The organism is Paenibacillus sp. JNU01, assembly GCF_059130585.1.
This window is the reverse complement of the sequence record NZ_CP169723.1, coordinates 6,684,704-6,707,821: the sequence shown is the minus strand read 5'-3', so window position 1 is coordinate 6,707,821 and position 23,118 is coordinate 6,684,704. Positions and strand designations below refer to the sequence as shown.

The 23,118-nt window shown below is 42.2% G+C and carries 28 protein-coding genes; all 28 read right to left on the bottom strand.

The genetic code is table 11. From position 1 onward, the window contains the following. Positions 1 to 2: 2 nt before the first annotated feature. Positions 3 to 821 (bottom strand): carbohydrate ABC transporter permease, encoded by an 819-nt coding sequence (locus tag NLBNIHML_RS29640; RefSeq protein ID WP_445252971.1) that lies wholly within the window; start codon positions 819 to 821, stop codon positions 3 to 5. Positions 822 to 826: 5 nt separating this feature from the next. Then, complete coding sequence (locus tag NLBNIHML_RS29635; protein WP_494353385.1) at positions 827 to 1,732, bottom strand: carbohydrate ABC transporter permease; 906 nt, start codon at positions 1,730 to 1,732, stop codon at positions 827 to 829. A 92-nt stretch (positions 1,733 to 1,824) separates the two neighbouring features. Further along, positions 1,825 to 3,096, bottom strand: coding sequence for an ABC transporter substrate-binding protein (locus NLBNIHML_RS29630; RefSeq protein ID WP_494353384.1), 1,272 nt, complete (start codon positions 3,094 to 3,096; stop codon positions 1,825 to 1,827). 22 nt (positions 3,097 to 3,118) lie between these two features. Beyond that, positions 3,119 to 4,000: a helix-turn-helix domain-containing protein gene (locus NLBNIHML_RS29625; RefSeq protein WP_339241878.1), complete on the bottom strand. Its 882-nt coding sequence runs from the start codon at positions 3,998 to 4,000 to the stop codon at positions 3,119 to 3,121. A 235-nt stretch (positions 4,001 to 4,235) separates the two neighbouring features. Then, positions 4,236 to 5,042 (bottom strand): phosphotransferase, encoded by an 807-nt coding sequence (locus NLBNIHML_RS29620; RefSeq protein ID WP_494353383.1) that lies wholly within the window; start codon positions 5,040 to 5,042, stop codon positions 4,236 to 4,238. An 11-nt stretch (positions 5,043 to 5,053) separates the two neighbouring features. Next, the gene (locus NLBNIHML_RS29615; protein ID WP_494353382.1) at positions 5,054 to 5,329 is read right to left on the bottom strand and encodes a hypothetical protein; all 276 of its coding nucleotides are present in this window, start codon (positions 5,327 to 5,329) and stop codon (positions 5,054 to 5,056) included. Positions 5,330 to 5,506: 177 nt separating this feature from the next. Continuing rightward, positions 5,507 to 6,046: a GNAT family N-acetyltransferase gene (locus NLBNIHML_RS29610; protein ID WP_494353381.1), complete on the bottom strand. Its 540-nt coding sequence runs from the start codon at positions 6,044 to 6,046 to the stop codon at positions 5,507 to 5,509. A 205-nt stretch (positions 6,047 to 6,251) separates the two neighbouring features. After that, on the bottom strand, positions 6,252 to 7,439 hold the full coding sequence (locus tag NLBNIHML_RS29605; protein WP_339260625.1) for a glycoside hydrolase family 5 protein: 1,188 nt from the start codon (positions 7,437 to 7,439) through the stop codon (positions 6,252 to 6,254). Positions 7,440 to 7,728: 289 nt separating this feature from the next. Further along, positions 7,729 to 8,757, bottom strand: coding sequence for an alpha/beta fold hydrolase (locus tag NLBNIHML_RS29600; RefSeq protein WP_339260623.1), 1,029 nt, complete (start codon positions 8,755 to 8,757; stop codon positions 7,729 to 7,731). A gap of 49 nt (positions 8,758 to 8,806) precedes the next feature. Next, complete coding sequence (locus NLBNIHML_RS29595; protein ID WP_494353380.1) at positions 8,807 to 9,445, bottom strand: hypothetical protein; 639 nt, start codon at positions 9,443 to 9,445, stop codon at positions 8,807 to 8,809. After that, positions 9,442 to 9,975: a GNAT family N-acetyltransferase gene (locus NLBNIHML_RS29590; RefSeq protein ID WP_339260621.1), complete on the bottom strand. Its 534-nt coding sequence runs from the start codon at positions 9,973 to 9,975 to the stop codon at positions 9,442 to 9,444. The genes NLBNIHML_RS29595 and NLBNIHML_RS29590 overlap by 4 nt, the downstream gene beginning before the upstream one ends. A 42-nt stretch (positions 9,976 to 10,017) precedes the next feature. After that, on the bottom strand, positions 10,018 to 10,485 hold the full coding sequence (locus tag NLBNIHML_RS29585; RefSeq protein ID WP_339260619.1) for an NUDIX domain-containing protein: 468 nt from the start codon (positions 10,483 to 10,485) through the stop codon (positions 10,018 to 10,020). 24 nt (positions 10,486 to 10,509) lie between these two features. Beyond that, a complete protein-coding gene (locus tag NLBNIHML_RS29580) occupies positions 10,510 to 10,785 on the bottom strand; it encodes a hypothetical protein (protein WP_339260617.1) in 276 nt (91 codons plus the stop codon). A gap of 84 nt (positions 10,786 to 10,869) precedes the next feature. Next, on the bottom strand, positions 10,870 to 11,313 hold the full coding sequence (locus NLBNIHML_RS29575; RefSeq protein ID WP_339260615.1) for a GNAT family N-acetyltransferase: 444 nt from the start codon (positions 11,311 to 11,313) through the stop codon (positions 10,870 to 10,872). A 59-nt stretch (positions 11,314 to 11,372) separates the two neighbouring features. Beyond that, positions 11,373 to 11,831 carry a GNAT family N-acetyltransferase gene (locus tag NLBNIHML_RS29570; protein WP_339260614.1) on the bottom strand — a complete coding sequence of 153 codons (459 nt, stop codon included), beginning with the start codon at positions 11,829 to 11,831 and terminating at the stop codon, positions 11,373 to 11,375. Between the two features lie 85 nt (positions 11,832 to 11,916). Then, complete coding sequence (locus tag NLBNIHML_RS29565; protein WP_339260612.1) at positions 11,917 to 12,396, bottom strand: P-loop NTPase family protein; 480 nt, start codon at positions 12,394 to 12,396, stop codon at positions 11,917 to 11,919. A 145-nt stretch (positions 12,397 to 12,541) separates the two neighbouring features. Next, positions 12,542 to 13,039 carry a GNAT family N-acetyltransferase gene (locus NLBNIHML_RS29560; protein ID WP_494353379.1) on the bottom strand — a complete coding sequence of 166 codons (498 nt, stop codon included), beginning with the start codon at positions 13,037 to 13,039 and terminating at the stop codon, positions 12,542 to 12,544. A gap of 26 nt (positions 13,040 to 13,065) precedes the next feature. Next, positions 13,066 to 13,422 (bottom strand): NIPSNAP family protein, encoded by a 357-nt coding sequence (locus NLBNIHML_RS29555; RefSeq protein ID WP_494353378.1) that lies wholly within the window; start codon positions 13,420 to 13,422, stop codon positions 13,066 to 13,068. A gap of 37 nt (positions 13,423 to 13,459) precedes the next feature. Further along, complete coding sequence (locus tag NLBNIHML_RS29550; RefSeq protein ID WP_494353377.1) at positions 13,460 to 14,338, bottom strand: methyltransferase domain-containing protein; 879 nt, start codon at positions 14,336 to 14,338, stop codon at positions 13,460 to 13,462. Positions 14,339 to 14,734: 396 nt separating this feature from the next. Beyond that, a complete protein-coding gene (locus NLBNIHML_RS29545; RefSeq protein ID WP_339260608.1) occupies positions 14,735 to 15,202 on the bottom strand; it encodes a DUF2691 family protein in 468 nt (155 codons plus the stop codon). Between the two features lie 51 nt (positions 15,203 to 15,253). Beyond that, positions 15,254 to 15,784, bottom strand: a complete 531-nt coding sequence (locus tag NLBNIHML_RS29540; protein WP_494353376.1) for an AAA family ATPase — start codon at positions 15,782 to 15,784, stop codon at positions 15,254 to 15,256. 12 nt (positions 15,785 to 15,796) lie between these two features. Next, entirely contained in the window at positions 15,797 to 16,282 is a 486-nt protein-coding gene (locus NLBNIHML_RS29535) for a GNAT family N-acetyltransferase (RefSeq protein ID WP_339261389.1), read from the bottom strand. A gap of 64 nt (positions 16,283 to 16,346) precedes the next feature. After that, positions 16,347 to 16,874, bottom strand: coding sequence for an AAA family ATPase (locus tag NLBNIHML_RS29530; RefSeq protein WP_339260606.1), 528 nt, complete (start codon positions 16,872 to 16,874; stop codon positions 16,347 to 16,349). A gap of 187 nt (positions 16,875 to 17,061) precedes the next feature. After that, positions 17,062 to 18,126, bottom strand: a complete 1,065-nt coding sequence (locus NLBNIHML_RS29525; protein WP_494353375.1) for a polysaccharide deacetylase family protein — start codon at positions 18,124 to 18,126, stop codon at positions 17,062 to 17,064. Positions 18,127 to 18,344: 218 nt separating this feature from the next. Continuing rightward, positions 18,345 to 19,397 (bottom strand): ABC transporter substrate-binding protein, encoded by a 1,053-nt coding sequence (locus tag NLBNIHML_RS29520; RefSeq protein ID WP_339241845.1) that lies wholly within the window; start codon positions 19,395 to 19,397, stop codon positions 18,345 to 18,347. Positions 19,398 to 19,509: 112 nt separating this feature from the next. Further along, the gene (yjfF, locus tag NLBNIHML_RS29515) at positions 19,510 to 20,484 is read right to left on the bottom strand and encodes a galactofuranose ABC transporter, permease protein YjfF (protein WP_339241843.1); all 975 of its coding nucleotides are present in this window, start codon (positions 20,482 to 20,484) and stop codon (positions 19,510 to 19,512) included. Continuing rightward, positions 20,474 to 21,517 (bottom strand): ABC transporter permease, encoded by a 1,044-nt coding sequence (locus NLBNIHML_RS29510; protein WP_339241842.1) that lies wholly within the window; start codon positions 21,515 to 21,517, stop codon positions 20,474 to 20,476. Before NLBNIHML_RS29510 ends, yjfF begins: the two co-directional genes overlap by 11 nt. 4 nt (positions 21,518 to 21,521) lie before the next feature. Next, a complete protein-coding gene (locus tag NLBNIHML_RS29505) occupies positions 21,522 to 23,033 on the bottom strand; it encodes a sugar ABC transporter ATP-binding protein (RefSeq protein ID WP_339241841.1) in 1,512 nt (503 codons plus the stop codon). Between the last annotated feature and the right edge of the window lie 85 nt (positions 23,034 to 23,118).

The following is a 23,118-nucleotide window of genomic DNA, read 5'->3' as shown; positions in this document are numbered from 1 at the left end:
ACTCATCCTTTCATTCCTGAAGTAATCATACCGCTGACAAAATAACGCTGGAAAACCATAAAAACAATCAGTACCGGAAGCATCGTGATTACGGACATGGCCAGGAGGCTGCCCCAATCTACGTTGTATTCACCAATAAAATTAGAGAGCGCAAGCTGAATCGTATATTTCGATGGATCACTAATAGCAATTAACGGCCATACAAAATCATCCCATCTCCACATGAAGGAGAAGATCGCAAGCACGGCCAGAATCGGCTTCGCTATGGGAAGAATAATGCTCCAGTAAATTTTCCATTCACCGGCTCCATCCATCCGGGCAGCTTCCAGCAGTTCGTCCGGTACGCTTAGCAAGTACTGCCGCATAAGGAACACACCTGTTGGAGTTGCTGCTGGTGGTATAATAATCGCGAGCAGGCTATTATACATCCCAAGTGCACTCAGTACCTTGAAGATAGGGATCATAATGACCTCAATCGGAATCATGAGGGTTGAGATAAAAGCGATTAATATGATCGAGCTTCCGCGGAAGCGGTACTTCGCGAGGGCAAAGCCTGCCATGGAGTTGATCAGCAATAACAGCAGCGTTGAGCTCAAAGTTACGATTGTACTATTCATAAAATACAAGCCAAAATTACCTTTTTTGAATGCCTCCCTGAAATGCTCGAAGGTGACTGGATCGGGCCACAACTTTGGAGGAAAGCTGTACAGATCGCTATTCGTTTTCAGGGCAGAAATTACGACCCACAGAACAGGCAGGAGCCACACTACTGCGGCAACACTTAACATACTGTAAATGACGATTTTGACCATAGGTTTCATTACCATCACGTAGCCCCTCCTTTCGATAGACGGAATTGCAGAGCTGAGAATCCGCCAATAAGGATAAACAGTATCACCGACATGGCGCTGGCTAGCCCAAGCTCCTGCCTGTTAAAGCCAATCTCATAGATATATTGAACAATATAGGTGGTTTCCTTGCCCGGCCCACCGCCTGTAAGCGCAAACATAAGTGGGAAGGCTTTGAACGCGTCAATCAGACATAGCATAACAACGAGTAAGCTGGTAGGCTTCAAAAGTGGGAGGGTAATATAGCGAAATACCTTTGTTCCCGTTGCGCCGTCCAAGCGGGCAGCTTCATAATAATCCGTAGGTATGGCCTGCAAGCCTGCGATAAAAATGACCATGAAAAAGCCTGCACGAGACCAAACCGTTGCGATAATCACAGCCGTATTTGCCCAAAAGGGAGAGGTCAGAAAGCCTACAGGTTCCACACCAACCACCGTTAACAGATGATTCAAGATGCCGAATGAATCTCCAAAAATCCACTTCCAGGTCAAACCTACGATAATGTAAGAAATCATGGTCGGCCAGTAAAATACGGCCCTGAAGAACCCCCGCATTCGTATCTCGCGCGCAAGCAACAAAGCAATGCCCAATGCTGCTGCATAGATCAGCGGGACAACAATTGCTGCATAAATCCCCGTTCGTCCGATGGTCGACCAAAATTCCCGATCCCCTATGATTTTGATATAATTCTCCAGCCCGTTGTACTTCATTGGGTTCAATCCATCGTAGACATGGAAAGAATAATATAGACCCAATAAAGAGGGAAATACGATAAACGTTCCAAAGATCAGGAGGTTGGGAAGTATAAACAGATAAGGAGCAATAACGAGCTTCCTGTTCTGTTTTGCCAGCGTATTCCTGTTTAATCGTTGTCCTTCACCCATCTGCTTGCCCCTTCCTTATGTGTTCATTCGAAAGGGAGGCTCACAGGAATCGTTAAGCCCCCGTTATGCGAATTGTCGTAATGAATTTAGGTTTATTGACTGCCAATAGCCTCGTTAATCAGTTGGGCTGTTTGATCCAAAGCCTCCTGCGGAGTTGCCTTGTCTGACAGAACGTCCATAATATTATTTTTCAAATCCGTTGAAATTTTGGATATAAGCGTTTGCTTAGACCAGTCATTCGCGGCAAGAGGTGAACTGTTCTTCAGTTCATCCGAGAAAATTTCAAACATCTCCTTGCCAAATTCATAATTTAATACGGAGCTGTCCTTCCGTGGACTCATAAACAATGATTCCTGATTATATTTGGAATTCACTTCTTTGGAGGTTAAATATTCAATGAATTCTGCTGCCTCCTGCTCATAACCACTGCCTTTGAAAGCCATGAGAAACTTCCCGCCGGGCACGGATGAACGTTGTGTTCCTTTCGGCATATAGGTGACGCCCCATTCGAAATCGGTGATATCCTTGTAATTGCTAATCATCCAGTTGCCAGCCCAGTGGGTAGCTACCGTCCCGGAACGGAACAGGTTGTTCGGGTTCTCCCCTCCGAGCCATACCGATTCAGGCATAATTCCATCTTGATGAAGTTGCTTGAACATCTCCATCGAACGGATTCCGGCTTGACTGTTAATGGCCGCCGCACTGCCATCCTCTGTTAAGATACTTCCACCATTCTGGTACAAAAGAGTGGACCATCTATGCGGAGTGACATCCCATACCATGCCATATCGTGCTCCACCTTTGTCCATAACCTCTTTTAATGCAGCGATATATTCTTCCCACGTCCATACCTGATCGGGTGAAGTAGGTACCTTGACGCCCGCTTTATCAAATAAGGTTTTATTATAAATAAGTCCATTCGCTGTGACGTCCATAGGCGCAGCCACCAGCTTGTCATTCATAACATAGTAAGGTTTAAGAGAGTCGATAAATTGATCCTCGAATTGACTGGCACTGTCCACGTAGGGTGTAAGATCAACGGCCTGATTAGCAAATGATCCGGTATCCGTGACCCGGCTAAGGGCAGGTGGCTTTCCACCCGATAACATTGTTTTTAATTTGGTTTGCATGTCCTTGAAACCAACTTCAATCAGATTGATCTTAACCTTGGTATTCGTCTGCTCATATTCTTTAATGATTTCCTTAATGACTTCTCCTTCTTTCCCATCAGAGAACCACAGAAAATCCAGCGTTGATTGTTTCGAATCAGCATTGTTACCTGTATTTCCGCAAGCAGTCAGCACGATGAGTAACATGACCATTACCAGGCTAGTGATGAGCTTAAACGTTGTTCTTCTCGTCATATCAACATCTCCTTGGAAGGGTTTAATGAATTTTGGCTTCGTTGAGCAATTCATTTTTGCGGAACAACTGTGGCGATACACCCACATACTGTTTAAATGCCCTACTAAAATATACAGGTGTATTAAAGCCTAACGTCTCAGATATGGACAAAATCGGTGCATCTGTAGACAGTAATAATTTTTTGGCCTCTGCAACTCTTTTCCGTATTACATAATTGCTTATCGTATATCCCGTCGTCTCTTTGAAAGAGTGACATATATAGTATTTATTCAAATGGAGTGTTTTGGACAGATCATCCAGTGAAACATTCTCCGTGTAGTTCTGGTTTAAATAATGAAGAACCCGGCTTACACTTGTCTGCTTCTGGGAAGAAAATAAAATAGGATCTGCGGATTGCTCACTGGTCGTTTTCCGGTAAATCCGCAACAACAATTGGGTAAGACTTAATTTGATCATTGTTTTGTGTCCTGTATTTCCTGCATCCATCTCCTCCTTGATCCCCTTAAATATACCTGTGATGTGTTCACGCTCCTCCAGGGACCAATGCACCAGCAATCCATTGGGATGCCGGAATATGGACATCAGATTCTCCAATTGACTCACAGCAAGCATGTCCAGTAACAATAATTCCGTAAAATTGACGAAACTTCGCTTGTATACGATTTCTCTTGAAGGATTGATCCGATGGGGCACACCCCCTCTGAATATAAACATATCTCCAGGCAGCGGCTTATATATTCGATCACCGATTAAAAAGGTCGCATCTCCTTGGATAAAATAATGAATCTCATACCCGTTGTGCGTATGAACAGGCCATTCATCCTGAAAGTTATCTGCTTCTGATCGCACGTAAACTTCATTTTCCTGTAAAGCAATATTCGTCGGGGTGTGTATGGTTAGCATCAATAAAGATCTCCCTTCCCAGAATATAAATAGCAATATAGTTTAATAATTTACAATGATAGCGCTTTACAATGAATTGTATCACAGTTATTTCAATCTAATCCGAACAATATTGCTGTATTGTTGATCACAATTGTTGAAAATGATTAGAAAGGAATTCATAGGGAACGGACGTAGACGACAAAAAAACCGCTGACAGCCCATAGGCTATCACGCGGTCCATTAGCGTTAATTTTCAAATCCATTCATCCCAATGTTTTTCCAGAAAAATAACTTCTTTCTCGTAGTGGGACAGATGGCCCTCTTCAACCATCTTCAGAAAAGCGACATCTCCGTCAGCCGCACGATTAGCCAATGTCTCACACAAGAAACGAATACGAGACAACACCCATTGCTTCAAATCCGGCGGTACAGCCACTCCGTATGTGCTCATGAATAATTCAATGCGTTCCTTCCGAACGGTTGCGTGCACTTCACTGCAATAAGGGATAACCTCCTTACCACGCATCTGAGTTGGGGGTGAAAAACTCGCCAGCGGAACGCAAGTATATAATGTATAGGCAACATCCCACAGACGTGGACCCGGGCCGACCATATCGAAATCGATAATCCCCTGTGGCACGCCATCCTTAAATACCACGTTATATAATGCAAAATCGTTATGACACACGACCTCATGTTGCTCCATATCAGAATAGGCATTGCTGGATTGAGCGGCAGTTAGATATGAAACAGTCGCATCATGATAGGTTCTCAAAAGTCTTGCAACTCCCTTAAGCGATTCATCTGACCACATGTACGCTTCAATCTCGGGATAATCATTGCCAGGAACGTGTCCATCAAGATACGAGAGCATTTCTCTTCCTTCCGCATCAACACCAAGATATCGTGGAGCCTGATAAAAGCCTTCTTTTTCAAGATGCACCAGCAACTCCTGCACATAAGGATCAGGTCTGGAACTCCTGCGAACCGTCTCTCCGATTCTGACAACCTGATTCACATTACCTCCCGATAACACTTCCTCCTGTTCAGCCACTCTCATCCCTCCTAATACTATCTTTCTTGGGTATGGTTGCGATTACGACTCTTCTTATAACTCCCCGGAAATCCCGCGACTAATAGTATAAAACCAACCAAAAACATGAAATATACGAGTAAACCTGTTGGATGCTCGTTCATCTGAGCAAACTGGGGTACGTTGGTCCCTCCTGAAGCGTATCCTGCTTCTACTATAGCAACAGATACTCGTACTGAAATTCTCTCCATCGTCGAAATAAACACACTGCCAAGCATGAGGATTACACCCAGAATCTTGTTGATATTGTTCATTTCATGCCTCCTTTTATGATCCGTCCATCATGTTACATCCGCACGATCTACTCCATGTCTTTCGATTCTCCATTCCATATTCCTGCATTTTACCTTCAAGTGTTTTCCAACTTCACTCTCATCATAGCAAATAGCGCCGTCATCACTGACGCCGCTGTAGTAAACTCTCTGAATATGTTAAGTCGCCACTACATGGTGCAGATCCATATGATGTTCAAAAAAAGCCGATCGTTCCACATGATACAGATCATAAATCTGTTCCTTGGCATTAATGAATTGGTATACATCGGGATACACATCATTGGCTAGTTTCACATAAGGCAGTTTTTCTACCGCTTTTCTGGATCTTATATTTTGCTTTCGAATTTTCATAAATACCGTTTCAATCGCATGTTCCAGGAACAGTTCAACCAAAAAGGCTGATTTCGCTCTTTGGCTGTATCCATTACCAAAATACGGGGCTCCAATCCATGTGGCCAAGAAACCCGTTTGCTGCTCGATATGATATAGATCAATGGTACCAATCGGCTGTCCTGTCTCATTCAAGATCGTTCGGGAAATCACTGTTTTTTGCTCTTCTTCGGCCATCAATTGTTTCGTGAGAAACAGATATTCTTCATATGATTGACATAGATAACGAACATAAGGCGAAACTGCGGGGTCCATCATCAAACTGTACAATGAATGGCATTCCTGCAAATCACGTTTTTTTAACATTCTGTCTACCACCTAGTCCTTTGAGTACGCTATATCGAGCAAATTAAGTATATAAAAGGTATTGTGGGATTTGATGAATTCTATATATGGCTTATGTAAAATGCATTGGGAAATATTGTGGATATCACCTCCCGCAACAAAAAAACGGCATGTCCCTTTTTCAGGAACACGCCGTTTGCTTGCATGGATTAAGCTAGTTCGTCTATTATTGCATACCTTGCATGATTGCATTAATGATGTTTTGTTGCGTCACGGTATTATTCTGACGGTTAAACAAGGCGAATCCATGTTGACCGTTATGCCCGTTGTCCCAATAAACCGGAACCATTTTGTATTTCTTGGCTTTTGCTGTAACTGCTTTGGCATATGCTGCACGATATACATTGTTGGTTGAATCATACGATGTTTTGTCAATTGAACCGAATTCACCAATCACTACAGGATAGCCTTGAGTGACAAATTTATCGTACATGGACTTGAACTGCGATTCCAAGTAATCCTCTTGTCCCCAAGTAGACTTCTTCGCAGGATTCGTAGCCGTTGCACCCCACTGCGTGATATTACCGTTTTCCTCACCAGCGAAATCCCATGGAGAGTAATAGTGTGCCGAGATCATAATTCTTTTCTGCGAACTAGGAATGGCCGAGGATCTGAAATTATCTGTCGGGAGAACAAAGCCATAATTACCAACGGTGAAGTCAATATTGGTATTCCAGCCTGGAATCAGCAACCATCTGGCATTATTGTTGCCTCCGGTCTGCCTTACCGTGTCCACAAAAATTTGATTGTAGGCGTTCAGATTAGCGTAATACGCCGAATTCGGATTACCATAGTTGCCATCGAACACTTCGTTCATGGATTCGAAAATAAGACGATCATTGTAGTTGCTAAACTTGGTAGCCACCTGCTGCCACACTTTTTTATACTTTTCCTTAATGGCAGTCTGATTGCCACTATTCACGAGCAACCATCCACCCTGTACAGAATTGTAACCATCGCCGTGAATATTGATGATGACATACAGACCTTCATTGTAGGCATAATCTACAACTTGCTGAATTCGATTCAACCATGCCGCATTAATTGTATAATTGGGAGCGCTTCCAATGTTGTTCAAATAGGAGATGGGAATACGAATCGACTTGAAGCCCGCAGCTTTCACTTTTTGGATCAGCGCCGGAGTCACCGTAGGATTGCCCCAAGCTGTCTCACTCGGTGTGCCATTTATCGCTGCTTCCAGCTGATTGCCCAGATTCCAACCTGCACCCATTTCAGCCACCACTTGCGAAGCGTCCGCTGCTGATGCTTTTGGGCTCCATCCGGTAAAGGCCACGGCAGCCACTAACACAAGCGCCAAGCTGCTGATGCTGAATTTCTTCCATTTTTTGAACATAACCATACCTCCGCTTATTCTATTATTTTTAACAAGCAGTGCAGTTAATCTATTGATTCAGATTGAATGATTCGAGAATTCGCGCCTCCTTCCCTATCGATCAAACAAATGAAATTTTCGTCTTCCACCAACATAATAACACATTTATGGAAAATAAAGATATATCTTTATTGCTCTTTTTTGACGATTTACTACAAAATAATCCATCTATCCGTTTCATTTAATTGCTTGAATATGTTCTTGATCAAAATCAACCATCGAAATATGATCTTGCTGCTCTCCATGCATCTTAAAATAGCTCAATTAACCAATTTAAGAATTTATCTTTCTCTTCAAACTGTGGGTAATGCGCCGATTCGTTAAATACAACGAAATCTTTGATCGGTGCATCGAGTACTTTGAAATAATCACGTGCTGCATTCGCAGTGGTCATATAATCATATTTACCCATCACAAAATAAATAGGAATATCCAGATGATCCACAATATCGGGTAAATTTTGATCAAATACTTCCCTTAGTAAGATGTCTTGCGAACTGAACATCCCTGAATAAAAGCAAATCATATCCAATCCATTGTATTCGGGATTCAAAAGGAATCCTGAGATATAATCTCTATTCTCATTGATAAGTCTGGCAGCGCCGCCATACTTTTGCAAAAGAATTCTAGGTGTAAGATCATTTCCTTGCTCAATCGACCCACGAACTAGCTCCAGTTTTTCAACATCCGCTTCATTACCGGCTTGTTTCGCTTGTTCTAACGTGTACTCCATGCTCTCCAGTTCGCTCTGAAGCGTATCTGCCATCTGCCCAATGCCAATATACGCGTGAAACTGAGCTGGCGCCTTAGCCGCAGCTTTCATCCCGATGTATGTACCAAATGAATGACCGATTAATATAACCTTTTCTTGATTTAACTCCTTAGATACAACATCACTTAACGCTAACAAATCATCTACTAATACATCTGTTGTCAGATTCGAATAATCCTCAAAAAAGTGATAGGACTTTCCGCTCCCACGTTGATCATAATGGACTACAGTGAAGTGTTGCTCAAGCTCCTTCTGATACTTCCTAACGTAAGGAATCTCCGAGCATCCCGGCCCCCCATGCACAAAAATCAGGATAGGATTACTCCGGTCAACTCCCCTGATCATGACCTCGTGACCTGCACCGTTGATTTCGATCTGCTCTAACATGCTGATGCTGTTCTCCCCTTTAATTTGGGGTGTCCATGTGGGAAATATCAAAGCAACTATAATCATTAAAATGATACTCGATAAGCTGTACTTAAGTGTTTTACGGATTTTTTTGCACATATAATGATCCTTAATTACGGGCTTAAATCTATTTATACTGACGCTTTCTCTAGCGTAGCGGATACAACAATTCAATAGAGTCGTTCATCAGTTCTTCTTGGAAAATGTAATTATGATCGGCTCCTATGATACAGAGGATTCGTTTCCCTGGATGAGCTTCAATTGTATTTTTGACTCTCTGAACCATAATCTGATTACGGACAACCCAGCGAAAGTTCTGTGCCTTCGGGTTAATCTGCCCTAACCATACATATTTTTGTTTGGTTATACGATCGAACTCCTTTGAATTAAAAGGAATTTCCCCAAACCGATACGTGTCCATTTGTTCCGCAAACCAGTCATCATCCCGCTGTTCGAGTTCTTTGCGCTCCTCACTCGAATAACCTTTAAATGGATCAAATGCATTCCACACATCCAATTCAAACCAATCAATAGGCACAAATGGAATGTCCTGCTCTTCGCACAAAGGAAATACCATATCCCAAAACTCGCTTGCCGGTTCTCCCCAGTATCCTCTATCATTTTGGTCCTTCTGATATCTCAACCAACTCTGTGGATGAACTTCACCACAAATGAGATCTGGCTTAAACTCAGTTATCACATTCTTGTAAAGAGAAAGCGAACAATGATAACGCTCCCTGAGTTCAGGATTATGAATCGTGCCAAGTATGCCTACTGTTGTTGTCATGTGCCTAGCTCCTTTATCATGTGTATATCTTTCGGCTCTTTGTCATAAAGTTCCTGATCCATTTCACTAGTAATCTGGCTGCCCTGGCTTCTGTAAAAGGATACCGCTGATCTCGTTTCTGTGGATGAGATGTACAGATACTGTGCCCCACGTTTCTTAGCCTCTTCACCTAATTGGTTTAGAATACGTTTTCCAACGCCTTGTCTTCTGTAGCCGCGTGAGACATACATCAAGTCAACTTGTAATTGATTTTGCTCACTTCCTCTAAGTTGATGTGCCAGCACTCCAAATCCAATTAACCGCTCCTCAGCAAATGCGCCATATGCCATGCCACCTTGTTCTAATTCGAAGACGTATCGATTTTGAATTTCCTCCAAAAGCTTTTCATCCCAGTTGGAGCACTCATGATTTTGTTTTAGCTCTACCAATTCGTTCTCTCTCATTTCATAGATGAGATCAATATGTTCCGAACGGTCTATATCCCCCAACTGGTTGACATCTTCAAGGGTCAAAGTCCTATATGTTATCATGGTCTTTGCCATCTCCTTTAGTTTCAGTTCCTACAGTATAAATCAGCTTATTTTAATTACAGGCAATTCATTTAAATGATTTATTTGGATGGTGTACTTTTTTAACTCATGGTTATCAAGTCCATCCCATCTATCCAAGAAATGATAAAACATATCTCCGAAGCTCATCCCTTCAGGCAATACGTCCACAAGTTTTATTTCATCAATCTCCGACTCGGGTAAGCTATCAAGCCAACTAACCTCAGCATAAGAGACCATACCAAAGCTCCCATTCCATTCATATACGCCATAAGGTGTCAATTCAAAATGCACTGCACCTGTCTCTTCATAGAGTTCTCGACTCGCCGTATGTAAAATGGTTTCCCCAATTTCTTTGTTGCCTCCTGGGATCTCCCAACCTCCTCTTTTCCTATTTTTGATAATGATGAATTTATGGTTATATTTAGCGATTATCACTGCAAATTTGATTAACTCTGGATCAAGTTCATCTAGATCAAACCATTGACTCATGGTATCCCTCCAATTACAACATGACTACTCTTTCAAAATATATTGGTTAAACCACTGAAGCGGTAACAAACAATCATCAGATATAATTGTTGTGAATACCGCAACCAATCCTCGCTTTTGGTTAACAAAGATATACTGCCCTCGTCCAACACCCATACCCAAAGCATAAAACGTTTTATTTTCAGCTTCTTCTTCCTCGATGCTTTTCATTATGCGCCAGTGGTAGCTATATAAGGTGTTCGAAGTAAGAGAAGGACTTACACTTCTAGCAATCCAGGCAGCAGAGATGAGTTGTTTCAAGTTCCACTCCCCATTCTGAGCGCCATCCTTTTGTTTCTACAAAGTCACCCTGCGTTACGTCCAATGCCACGTTAAGTTTTCGTCTTACAATCTTTTCTTTAGGAAGTATTGAACAATTCCATCAGGATACTCATCAATTAATCCAAAGACTTTATATCCCATCGTCTTGTAGAATTCAGGAGATTGATATGAAAATGTGCTTGTGTGTGCAAGCTTACATCCTAATTCAGAAGCCATGCTTTCTGCTTGCATGATTAAAGATCTTCCGTATCCTTTCTTTCTGTGTTCCACATCTATCCAAAAATTATCAATATATAATGTTTCACAATATGTAGCACAGAAGATCCCACCCACTGCCTTACCTGTCTCGTCGCGTAAAAAAAGATTTATAGTTTGTCCAGGCTTGTTTAATAACCCATTTGTTTCAGAGACATTATAGTTATATAAGTTATTACAAACGGTTTTATAGTCTTCTTCATGATTACCAAATACGATTTGTAATTCACCCTCATGATTGATATTATTCAATGTTTAAGTCACCTCATTTAGAAAATCATCACATGTATTCTTTGCACGATTAGAATTTTTCACCTTATTGCCAACCTGTAGATCACTTCATCATCTAAATTGGTTCTATTCTCACTAATGAAGGACATACTCTTATACAAATTTTGTGCTAATTCGTTATCACGTGCAACCGTTAATGAAATAACCTTGCATAACGGATGCTGTTTCGTAATGTAGTCTAGAATGGCTCTTATAGCGCGCTTTCCCATTCCTTTGCCCTGATAAGATTTATCGATTTGAAAACCACCAATCCAATAATTATCCGTACTATCTGGAGTATAACTCAGATAAAAGAAACCCAATATCTTCCCATTGATCTCAAGTACGTAAGGATCAAATGCTTCATCCCACGGTTTTATATAGGCGTAAGCGATCCCCTCAATAACAGATGGAACTAATGAGATTTGGTGTTCATACAAAGATATCTTCAGCGCCTCTTCCCAATTCTCTCGTGTAACGGGTTGAACTTTTATATTCACCTCTGAATCTCCTCTTTCGACACGCTTTGATTCATTCTAAAGTTCTTTTCACTCTCACTTAAAATCACTTCCAAATAATCTTCAATCAACTGTATAACTGTTTTTTATTCTTAGTGATCATTGCTGTCTTGTTATTTTCGTTAATCACATCTATCGCTGCATCTATATTATATTGATGATTCCACTTCACAATCATCTTGCATAAGTCCTTGAATGACTGCTTGTAATTCCACGTTCGCAAGCCCATTCTGGAGAATACAAACCTCTTTATAATCCGATAATCTCTAATGAACACATTTGGGTTTAATACAAAAATTAAATCTGCTTCTTGTATGGATGGTAAAGTCCAATCTTTGTACTGTACTCCTTCCATGATCCAAGCCTCTGAACTGACAATAGATTGGACGGATTCATCCCTCACACTTTCAGGGTATCTCAGATTTTCGGCGCTTCTGTCCCAGATTAGATTATCTAATTCATAGGAAGGAATACCGTATTTATCCGATAATTCTTTGGCTAATGTTGATTTCCCACTACCGCAAGATCCAATAATTCGAATTCTCATACATAATCTTTCTTCAACAATGCATAGATGTGACCATTTTGGAATCGTTCATTAGAAAAAATATGAAAAATGTCTTGGGAATCACTCTGTTTAATTTCTCTTAACAACAATCTTTTAGTTTCCATTTCAGGAAAAGGAGTCATTTTCAATTCACCTCAATCGAGTACACCGCTACTTTTTTTCCTATGATGTCTACGTCCTTCTCGTGTTTCATGCCATTCTTTTGCGCGACTTTCATAGAACCCACATTGCCATGTTGAATCAACGATATCAACCGTCTCTGTTTCAAGTGACCCATGCCATATTCCTTCCATGCTTTAGCTTGTTCATATCCGTAACCCATTCCCCAGTATTGCTCCATAACCCAGTAACCAACTTCAAGCTCGTCCGTGCCTTCAATGAGCTGCGGAATCAGTCCAGAGGTTCCAATACACTTGTTATCCTCTTTATTGAATGCAAGGAACAGCCCCTTATCGTTTTTATTCCAGTTGATGAACTTTTCCAGGCTTTGCATCGTTTCTTCCTTCGTCCAGGGTCCTCCATGTCTTATAAATTTCATCATCTTTGGCTCACGTGTCATCTCAAAAAGTAAATCAAAATCATTTTTGGTATATTTCCGAAATATAAGTCTTTCTGTCTCCATCTTCTCTCATCTCCTTCTTCATTTTTTCACTTCAAAATTGTTTGTTCGCGATCCACTGTCGATGTGAAAAATGCTTGCCTAATTTCTTCTAGAAAAACTTCTTTATACCGATGTCTTCCGATCTGATCAAAACGAGCTTGAACGCGCTTTACGTGTTCTGTATCTGATTTTATATTTTTCTCAATCTCTTCGTATTGTTCAAAGGTATCGTATTCCCACATCGCAAAAATCTCACTGGTTTCATCATCTATGGGTGTATGCCATCTTCCAATTAGTCTTGATCCGTATTTCAATTGGGATGGCAGCAAAATATCATTAAATAGAGCATTAAACTCTTCTACAAAAGAAGTAGCAATAACATAGGTTTTTCTCCTATATATCATCCTCTGTACCTCCTTATGAGTATTAGAAACTATAGGCTTATCTCGTTACAATTCCCGATGTAATTTTCATGTTCGGAGCGTAGGTTAACCATGAGCTCTCATTAAACTCCCTAGCAAACACATCCTCTGCTTCATATTGTCTATTCGCTTCGTCTGAATGAAGTCCTCTTTCAACCAATTGAGTAACAACTTCATGCCTGGCATTGTTTTTTTGTCCCAGCCCTTCTTCCTTTAATGCTTGAAAAAGCTTTTGCTTATCTGAACCTGGCATGTTTTGATCTAAGAAGTTAACCTTGTCACTCACCCGGCATTCTACATTTCTCAACCCAAGTTGGCTAAGCAGGATTGGAAGCTTCATACCGATATTTCCGTCTTTACCATTCCGTTTGCTATCCTCCTCGAATAATTTTTGGAGAATACCTAACTGGATAATATTGGATTGATCAAGTCCATGTAATTCATAGTTTGACATATTAGCGATCCAATGGGGTTCAAAACATATCATTCTACCCTCATCTACTACACTTTCGATCATCTTCTGAAGAACGGTGATAGGCTCTGTCATATGTAATAAGAAGGCATGACTTATTGCAACATCGTATTGACGTTTCACTTTTACTGTTTCAATGTCATCTACAATAAAAGTCGTTTGATAAGAGGTCTTTGAGAAAATCTCTCTGGCCTGTTTAATCAATTCCTTGCCTTTGTCTAATCCGGTATAGGTTGATCCTTCGGGTAATAAAGGAAGCAGTTTCAACCCAAGATAGCCATAACCACACCCATAGTCGATAAGATCTACTGGATTTTCAATCTTCCATACACGTTGAACCAAAAATTCGAGATAATCATCGTTATAATATAACCAACGCGTATTTCTCAGATATTCCATTTGGTCATCCCAATAGTAATCAGACAAGGTGAGATTCCTCCTTCATAAGATGTAATCGTATTCATAAACAGTCAAATATCATTGAGGAAAATGATTAGAGTGTGTCTTCAAGTTCAAGCAATTTTCTAAGGAACACAGGACATCTTATTGAGCCTTCAGGTCCTCTTTGAAAATTATAAGGAACTTGAGACATCTTTTTTCCCAAAATCACCTGACAACAACGCTACAAAAGGCTATTTATACGGATATAACGTGTCTCAGATTCCTTAGATTTCGGAGGGCTTATCAAATTCCCGAATAAGACGTGTCAGGTTCGTTAGCGCTTGCTCACATTCATGATGTAACTATGTTAATGCATATCAACGTATGTAGTGATAATATTATCCTCTCCTCTACACAGTTGCTCCAAAACCAGTTATTCCTTCACCAGACCGATAGTGTTGTCCTCATATCATTCTCATCCGTTACATATTCCAGAGATTTAAATCCCTGTCTATTTATATGATTATATATTTCCTCGATTTTTTCCGGGTCTTTACAATAAACCGTGACGTAGATACTATCCACTACAAGAAGAACCAGCTGACAGTCACTCAACATATAATCTTCATAGGTAATTACATCTGTGATTTTTGCACCTTTTGGAAATGATTTTAAATTCGCAAATATTAAATAATACTCGTTGTTATCAATAATCTTTTGTAATTCTTCTCCATTCATACCCATAATCATATCCGGAAAAAGATCATCCCCTAATGTATCGTCCTCAATGAAATAGGATTCTTCTCCACCAATAAACCAATCGAAATTAGATACTCCTATTGGTTTTAAAATCTCCCCAAGAAAGCAACCATAGGCATTTGGTATTCTAAAACGTATTCCTCTGTTCAATGGTTCACCCTCTTATCACTTTTACAATTTGCAGCCTAGTAAAAAGCGCTGTTATCTCACCCGATACTTCTCATTATTTATAATTTCATTTATTATTTCAGGTAGTTGATCTTCTGTAAAATGATGAGTATACAGTTTGTTATCTGCGCTCAAATTCAGATGATTTTCAAACTCATCCAGCAGAAGCACACTTCTTTCTTTCATTTGATGTTCTTCTGCTCTTAGACAGTCTCTATGAATAATGGTTTGATGATCCACCATCAATACAACATAGGTTATGCGAACAATATAGTCTGCCAGTTCTGTCATTAATCCATTAACGTCCTCCGGAAAGGAAACATAGTCCAAAACTACATCGTAGTTATAGTCCAATAAATTTTTCACTAGACTGGATATATTTTTCCACGTTAAGTCATTTGTATCTTTATCAAGCCAAGGTTTACCTCGTCCTTTGACCGGCAAGTGACTAACCGCATCTCCAGAAATGTATGCACTTCTCTCTAAAGTCTGCACCAGCAGCTTGGAAGTTGTAGATTTCCCTACTCCAGGGGGGCCAGATATAATATATAGGTTGTTAACCATTTAATAATCTCCTTACAGTATCTTTTGGAAACTTCCAATATCCAGTTTTCTATCAAACTTATATCCGATCTCTTTAAACAGAGCACATTGTTCATACCCATTTCTCTCAAATAATGATTTACTTCTTGTATTCTCCATGCAAATTGTCGCAATCAAGGTATGGAATCCTTGTTCTTTTGCAACCTTCTCAATATAACGAAGGGCTTGTTTGCCCAAGCCTTTTCCCAAAATATCGGGCTTCAAATATATAGTGACTTCTCCGCAGATGTCATAAGCCTGTTTACTCTTATATTGGGTGATCAGAACATAGCCCACCATTTGATTATTTTCAAAAATTACGTAAGTTTTATACCGCGCATCCTGGTTCATCACAGAGGATTTAATCTGATTAAGATCTAATTCCTCCGTATGAAACGAAATTGTTGTATTCCTTACATAATAGTTATAAATCACTCTAATTTCAGGAAGATGCTGTTCGGTTACCTCTTCAAAAGTCACTGTCGTCAATTACCATCCATCCTCTTCTGTTCGTTATACAGATCTTCCCATACAACTTCGCATTTTATTTTAGGACCTTCTTCAATATGAGTTCTATGATTTCACTGGTCTCCAGATGATCGGTAACAATGTAGGTTTGGAATTGTTCATCCTTGAAAGCTTCAACACACTTGGGCGCTTGTTGATACTGCCAGCCTCCATATTCATCTCCTCGTTTCGCCAAACGATGATATATCGTCTCTTCTGTAGCCGTTAGGCAAAAATGATGAATGTCCTGATCAATCTCTCTCAACCCGTTATAGATGTACTGAAAGTTTTCCTCTTTATAGATGGTCATGGGGATAATCAAGTGTTTGTTATATTTCTGTTTAACCTCTTTTGCTGTCTTTACGGTTAGTATTCTCCACAGCTCGATATCTTGAAAGTCATCCGTCCGTTCATTCTCCTCTCTATAATTCTCCGGGAGAAGTTTTCTGAGCATATAACCAATTTCTTCAGGATCATAGATCATACTGTTGAAAATTAAAGGTTGAAGTGCTTTTGCTGCCGAAGTTTTCCCCGAACCAAACGCGCCGTTAATCATAATGATCATTGGATCAATCCACTCCTAATAAACAAATGGTTTCAATACACACCAAATTTTCCCTGTCCACATTTCATCCATTATAAATGTTTCCCTTCCACTTTTGTATTACAAAATGTCCAAAAACACGATGAAATCCCATTGGGCTTCCAATGGGATTTCATCTCTGTACATTTTTTAATTAACCCTGTGATAATTAGTTTATTTCCAAGTAATCAATGTACACGTCCCATGTCCCGTCATCTGCGGTTACAACCAGCTGAATCTCTTGGTTTCCTGTGCCATGAGTAACATTATTGAGCGTATACACCGCAGGGCTGTTTCCTCCAAAGTAAAAGGTCCCCTTGGTCTGTCCGCCAATCTTCAAATCCACTCTAGCCATATTGGCATTGTTTGAAGACCCACGAAGTGAAAAATTGTGAGTGCCCGTTGCAAAATACTGCGTGTATTTAACCAAATCATTGTTAGCATACAGCACTACTCCATTGAAAGGAGAGCTTATATTCCCGGTGTACTGACCACCTTTGGTCATATTCTCAGCTTCCACTTTTGTTGAAGTACCTGGAGGATTGGTGGTGCCTCCATCAGGTGCGACTGCCCGACCTGTCGCCGGTGAGATCATGCCGGAGCAAAGGCCGCGATTCTTCAGATTTTGTGCAATCTGCGGAATGGCCTGAAGTGTTGTCTGGTACTGATCATGCATTAGAATGACATCACCACTTTTCATGGTGTTCACAGCCGCTACAATCTGGTTTGCACTGGCGCCATTCCAGTCTTGGGAATCTACGTTCCACAGCACTTCAGTCAAGCCATTTTGGCTCACAACGGATTTCAAGGTTGCATTAGTCGCACCGTAAGGAGGTCTGAACAATTTAGGTGAACTTCCAGTAATGGACTGAATCGTTTGCTGTGTCCGTGTAATCTCTGACGACATCTGAGAACTGTTTAACGTAGTCATATTCGGATGTGTATAGGAATGATTGCCGATCCACATGCCAGCTGCCACCTGTGCAGTAACCAGAGATTGATTGTTTTGCGCATTTTGTCCAACATTGAACATCGTTGCCCGTAAACCAGCCTGCTTCAATGCGTTAAGCATGTTTGTTGTATTTCCAGATGGGCCATCATCAAACGTCAAGCCTACATAACCATTTGGACAGGCTGCGTCCGCAGCACGAGCATCAGGCACTGCAGGAATGGAGAACAATGTACTGAAGAGTGCGAGAGATATTACCGCTTTTGCCAGCTTTCCTTTGAACATAATATTACCTCCTCATATTTATTCACAGCATAATACCTTACTACACTCCCTCTCTTTATCAACGTTCAACCCTCGAAAAAAAGCGCTTTCAATTAAAGATAAACCACAGCCTCCTTTCTCATAGATAAGACTTTAGTTCAAGGTGAGTTTAGTATAAACGATAAGGTGATTTAAAGTAAATTCTATTTTATCCAAAATATTCTATTTTTCTACGTACTCTAAAATCGCCGATTGTACATCTCCCGTTTAGCACTCTCCTGTGTAAAAATGTCCTCCGGGGGGACCATGCGCTTCGGAAGTGTACGTCCTGCGATAATTTCTTTGGTAGCCTGCATAAGCTGAGGACCAAGCAGTGGGTTACATTCCACGACAGCGTTGATTTTCCCACTCGCCAGAATTTCAAGTGCTTTGCGGGAGCCGTCCACCGAGACAATGATGATGTCCTCTCCCGGCTTCAGCCCAGCTTCTTCGATCGCTTGAATGGCGCCAAAAGCCATTTCGTCATTATGGGCAAAAAGAACCTGCGGTCTTTCTTCTTCCGGAACCTGAAGGAAACCTTTCATAACTTGTTTCCCATTGGCCTCCGTAAAATCGGCAGGAGCACTTTGTGAGAAGATGATGTCTGTTCTGGTGTCGAAAATGCTTCTAAATCCCTCGCCACGCTGGATGGAAGGCGTAGAACCACTTGTGCCTTGCAGTTCGGCAATTCGTATCGTACCCGGATGATTTCGCATCCGATCCTGAATGTACTTCCCCGCCTTCACACCTTCCTCATAAAAGTCAGATCCAATCGTTGTCACAAAAAGTGAAGTGTCTTGGACATCGACTGACCGGTCTACGATGATCACGGGTATGCCTGCATCCTTGGCCTCCTGAAGAATACTCTCCCAGCCCGATTCCACGACAGGTGCAATGGCAATGACGTCTACCTTTTGCCTGATGAACGACCGAACAGCCTCGAACTGTTTCGTCTGAGACTGTTCTGCATTTTTTATCACAAGGGAAATTCCCGATTCAGCCGCAGCAGTACGAATAGACATGGAGTTAGCCAGACGCCAGGCACTCTCTCTCCCCAGTTGTGAAAAACCCAAGACAATTGGTTTCGTAGAGGTATCCCTTGCTACCGCTGATTCCATCCATTCCTCAACAGATGGGAGAGTTTCCAAGTTGTTAGACGAGATGGGCGGAGGCACAGATTCAGACTCAGGTGTTGTACAGCCGACAAGCAGCAGCAGTATGAACAAGCACAACCCGTTCACATGTCTTCTCATTCACGCATCCCCCATCTCCATGTTAGTTTCCGCAGCCACCGATGCAGAGCACATATGGTCATTTCATTGTTCGGTATTTGCGTCCAATATCATATCATTTCATTCGATCCACTTAATGCAGTGATTTCGAGGATACTCGCCGCCCGCTAAGCAGTCGTTGGAACAAAATAAAAACAAACAGCATTAGGCCAATCACAATCTTGGTCCACCACGAGCTGAGCGTGCCTTCGAAGCTAATTATAGTTTGGATAGCTCCCTGGATCAATACACCAATAAAGGTTCCCGCCACGTACCCCACACCACCTGTTAACAAGGTACCTCCGATGACAACAGCCGCGATGGTATCGAGTTCAAGACCCATGGCGTGTAATCCATAACCCGATAACATATAGAAGGTGAAGACGACACCGGCAAGCGCGGAGCACAAACCGCTGAACGTGTACACCAGGATTTTGGTACGTGCAACCGGCAATCCCATGAGCAGCGCAGATTGTTCACTTCCACCAAGGGCGTAAACGTTGCGCCCGAACCGGGTATAATGTGCCAGGTAGATCGCGAGCAGTAGAATGATCAGAGCAATAATCACATTAATGGAGACAAAGCTGCCCCCTGGCAGGGATATTTTCGCCTGTGCTACCTGTGTATAAAATGGATTCGTAATCGTAATGGTGTCGAGACTGATGACATAACACAGCCCCCGCGCCAAAAACATGCCGGCCAGCGTCACAATGAAGGGCTGAATTTTAAAATAGTGGATGATCGCCCCCATAACTGTGCCAAACAATGCACCCATCACAAGCACCAACGGTATAACAATGGCAGGTGACCAGCCCTGCTTCTCCACCAGACTTGCGCTAATAATGGTTGTCAGCGCTATGACTGAACCAACCGACAAGTCGATTCCCCCCGATACAATGACAAAGGTCATGCCAATTGCCGTGATAATCAGAAATGCGTTATCAATGAGAAGATTAAGCAGCACCTGTGTGGAGAAGAATCCCGTGTACCTGAAAGACCCTATGGCAAACATCACGGCCAGCAAGCCGAAAGTGACAAAGACCGGGAGATACTTACGATTAAGAAACATGGCGGTTAACCCCCTGTTCGGCTGGATATTTCCGTTTTTTCCAACGGATCACCATGGAATTGCGGAATGAATCAGATTGAATCAAACATACGGCTAATACAACAAAAGCTTTAACAACCAACGTAACTTCTGGCGGAACGCCAATCATATAGATCGTTGTTGTTAAGGTTTGAATAATCAACGCTCCAACGACGGTACCCATGAGATAGAAACGTCCTCCATTGAGCGAAGTACCCCCGATGACTACCGCAAGAATGGCATCGAGTTCATACCACAGACCCGCGTTATTTCCATCCGCACTGGATACATTCGAGCTGAGAATAAGCCCGGCAATACCGGCACACAGTCCACAGAACACATAAACTGTGAGAATAACCGTTTTGGAACGAATACCTGCCAGTCGGCTCGCGCTCGCGTTACTTCCGACCGATTCGATAAACAGTCCCAGTGCCGTTTTTCTCGTCAACAGAGTGGCCACAATCAGGACAGTTAATACGATGAAGATGGAAAAAGGCAATGCTGCAAGCGAACCGGCTCCGATATAGGCGTAGTTGGCATTGGATACCGTAATAATCTGTCCACTCGTAATCAATTGTGCAATCCCACGTCCGGCCACCATTAGAATAAGCGTCGCAATAATGGGCTGAATTCGGGCAACCGAAACAAGCGCCCCGTTCCATACACCCAAGATCAGGGAAAGCCCCATTGATAATCCAAGCGCACCCAGTACAAGCCCCAAGGAACTCTGGTCTACTCCTCTGCTGATACTCATACAAGCCACGGCACCGGAGATCGCGACAATGGAGCCCACGGACAAATCGATGCCTCCGGTCGCAATGACCAGTGTCATGCCGATGGATACCAGAATCAAAGGCGCTCCAAAGTTGAGAATATCAATCAAGCTGCCATACAGATTTCCTTCACGCATGACAAGGGAGAAGAAATCCGGAGAGTACAGCAAATTAAAGATTAAAAGTAAACCAAGCATACATAACGGCCAAAACAAATGATGTTTACGCATCTTGCCCGCCATCTCTTTAACCTCCTGCCATTGCTTTCATAATTTGCTGCTGATGGATCTGTTCCCCGCTGAGTTCTTTCACTTTTTTGCGGTCCCGAAGTACGGCAATCCGTTGGCTGACACGAATCACTTCTTCCAACTCAGAAGAAATGAACAGCACGGCCATGCCCTGCTTCGACAGAGAGAGCACCAGCTTCTGTATTTCAGTCTTTGCACCAATATCAATGCCACGCGTAGGTTCATCGAGAATCAACAGATCCGGGTTCATCAGCAGCCACCGGGCAAGCAACACCTTTTGCTGATTACCGCCGCTCAGATTTTTAATTAAATGCTCCGGATTTTTGGGATGGATATTTAACAGGTTGATGTACTTTTCGGCAATCTCATCCTGCTTCTTGCGTGAGATCGGTTTAGACCAGCCGCGTGTCGCCTGTAAAGCCAGAATAATGTTCTCCCGGATGGTCAAATCATCGATGATGCCTTCGGTTTTACGGTTCTCGGAGCAAAAGGCAATATTCTGATCAATCGCATGACGTGGCGATTTGACCATGCTTCCTGTATCCACAACAAGCAGCTTGCCTTCGTCCGATCGATCTGCACCAAAGAAGAGGCGAGCGATCTCGGTCCGACCAGACCCCAATAATCCAGCCAAGCCCAGGACTTCTCCCTTACGGATATCCAGATCGAACGGCTCAATTGCGCCTTTCCGTCCAAGCCCCTTGGCGGTAATTAACAGTTCGCCCGACTCCGCCTGGGCAGCATCCGTTTCCTTCGGAAGCTCCTCTAACACTTCAAGCTCCTTGCCGATCATCTTGAGCACTAGTTCCATGCGTGGAAGTTCTGCGGCTATGTACTCTCCTTCCAATTCCCCATTACGGAGCACCGTTAGACGATCCGACATTTCGTATACCTGATCTAGAAAATGAGTAACAAAAAGAATGGCGAGACCTTCACTCTTTAATTTGTGCATAATTCGAAACAGTTGCTGAACTTCGTTTTTGTCCAAACTGGATGTAGGCTCATCCAGTATGAGCACTTTGGCTGAGATGCTGAGTGCTCTTGCAATCGCAATCAGTTGTTGAATCGCGACTGAGTAATTCTGTAAAGGGGCCTTAACATCGATGGACAGATGTAATCTGTCTCGCAGCAGGTTCTCCGCATCTTGGTTCATTTGCTTCCAATTGATTTTGCCAAATCGCATCGGCTCCCGCCCGATAAAAATATTCTCAGCAACTGTTAAGTTCGGGCAGAGATTAACCTCCTGGTAAACGGTACTGATTCCCGCCTTCTGTGCTTCGAGCGGACCGGAAATGGAAAGTTCGCGATGACCCATCGTTACCGTTCCCTCATCAATGGAATACACGCCAGTCAGAACTTTAATAAGTGTCGACTTTCCCGCTCCGTTCTCACCCATCAAGGCATGAATCTCGCCCGGAAACAAACGAAAGCTGACGCTGGATAGCGCTTTAACGCCGGGAAATTGTTTGGTGATACCTGTCATTTGCAAAATGGGTGCTTGCTCGGCCATATAACCCTCTCCTTTGTTATGGAAAAAAGTCATTTAGCGACAGCCTGGTCGAAAAATGACTTTTCGGTGTTATACGAATCTGCGT

Coding starts and splice junctions, on each gene's coding strand:
- NLBNIHML_RS29640 (WP_445252971.1), bottom strand. CDS start 821: ATGAAACCTATGGTCAAAATCGTCATTTACAGTATGTTAAGTGTTGCC.
- NLBNIHML_RS29635 (WP_494353385.1), bottom strand. CDS start 1,732: ATGGGTGAAGGACAACGATTAAACAGGAATACGCTGGCAAAACAGAAC.
- NLBNIHML_RS29630 (WP_494353384.1), bottom strand. CDS start 3,096: ATGACGAGAAGAACAACGTTTAAGCTCATCACTAGCCTGGTAATGGTC.
- NLBNIHML_RS29625 (WP_339241878.1), bottom strand. CDS start 4,000: ATGCTAACCATACACACCCCGACGAATATTGCTTTACAGGAAAATGAA.
- NLBNIHML_RS29620 (WP_494353383.1), bottom strand. CDS start 5,042: ATGAGAGTGGCTGAACAGGAGGAAGTGTTATCGGGAGGTAATGTGAAT.
- NLBNIHML_RS29615 (WP_494353382.1), bottom strand. CDS start 5,329: ATGAACAATATCAACAAGATTCTGGGTGTAATCCTCATGCTTGGCAGT.
- NLBNIHML_RS29610 (WP_494353381.1), bottom strand. CDS start 6,046: ATGTTAAAAAAACGTGATTTGCAGGAATGCCATTCATTGTACAGTTTG.
- NLBNIHML_RS29605 (WP_339260625.1), bottom strand. CDS start 7,439: ATGTTCAAAAAATGGAAGAAATTCAGCATCAGCAGCTTGGCGCTTGTG.
- NLBNIHML_RS29600 (WP_339260623.1), bottom strand. CDS start 8,757: ATGTGCAAAAAAATCCGTAAAACACTTAAGTACAGCTTATCGAGTATC.
- NLBNIHML_RS29595 (WP_494353380.1), bottom strand. CDS start 9,445: ATGACAACAACAGTAGGCATACTTGGCACGATTCATAATCCTGAACTC.
- NLBNIHML_RS29590 (WP_339260621.1), bottom strand. CDS start 9,975: ATGATAACATATAGGACTTTGACCCTTGAAGATGTCAACCAGTTGGGG.
- NLBNIHML_RS29585 (WP_339260619.1), bottom strand. CDS start 10,485: ATGAGTCAATGGTTTGATCTAGATGAACTTGATCCAGAGTTAATCAAA.
- NLBNIHML_RS29565 (WP_339260612.1), bottom strand. CDS start 12,396: ATGAGAATTCGAATTATTGGATCTTGCGGTAGTGGGAAATCAACATTA.
- NLBNIHML_RS29560 (WP_494353379.1), bottom strand. CDS start 13,039: ATGGAGACAGAAAGACTTATATTTCGGAAATATACCAAAAATGATTTT.
- NLBNIHML_RS29555 (WP_494353378.1), bottom strand. CDS start 13,422: ATGATATATAGGAGAAAAACCTATGTTATTGCTACTTCTTTTGTAGAA.
- NLBNIHML_RS29540 (WP_494353376.1), bottom strand. CDS start 15,784: ATGGTTAACAACCTATATATTATATCTGGCCCCCCTGGAGTAGGGAAA.
- NLBNIHML_RS29530 (WP_339260606.1), bottom strand. CDS start 16,874: ATGATCATTATGATTAACGGCGCGTTTGGTTCGGGGAAAACTTCGGCA.
- NLBNIHML_RS29525 (WP_494353375.1), bottom strand. CDS start 18,126: ATGTTCAAAGGAAAGCTGGCAAAAGCGGTAATATCTCTCGCACTCTTC.
- NLBNIHML_RS29520 (WP_339241845.1), bottom strand. CDS start 19,397: ATGAGAAGACATGTGAACGGGTTGTGCTTGTTCATACTGCTGCTGCTT.
- yjfF (WP_339241843.1), bottom strand. CDS start 20,484: ATGTTTCTTAATCGTAAGTATCTCCCGGTCTTTGTCACTTTCGGCTTG.
- NLBNIHML_RS29510 (WP_339241842.1), bottom strand. CDS start 21,517: ATGGCGGGCAAGATGCGTAAACATCATTTGTTTTGGCCGTTATGTATG.
- NLBNIHML_RS29505 (WP_339241841.1), bottom strand. CDS start 23,033: ATGGCCGAGCAAGCACCCATTTTGCAAATGACAGGTATCACCAAACAA.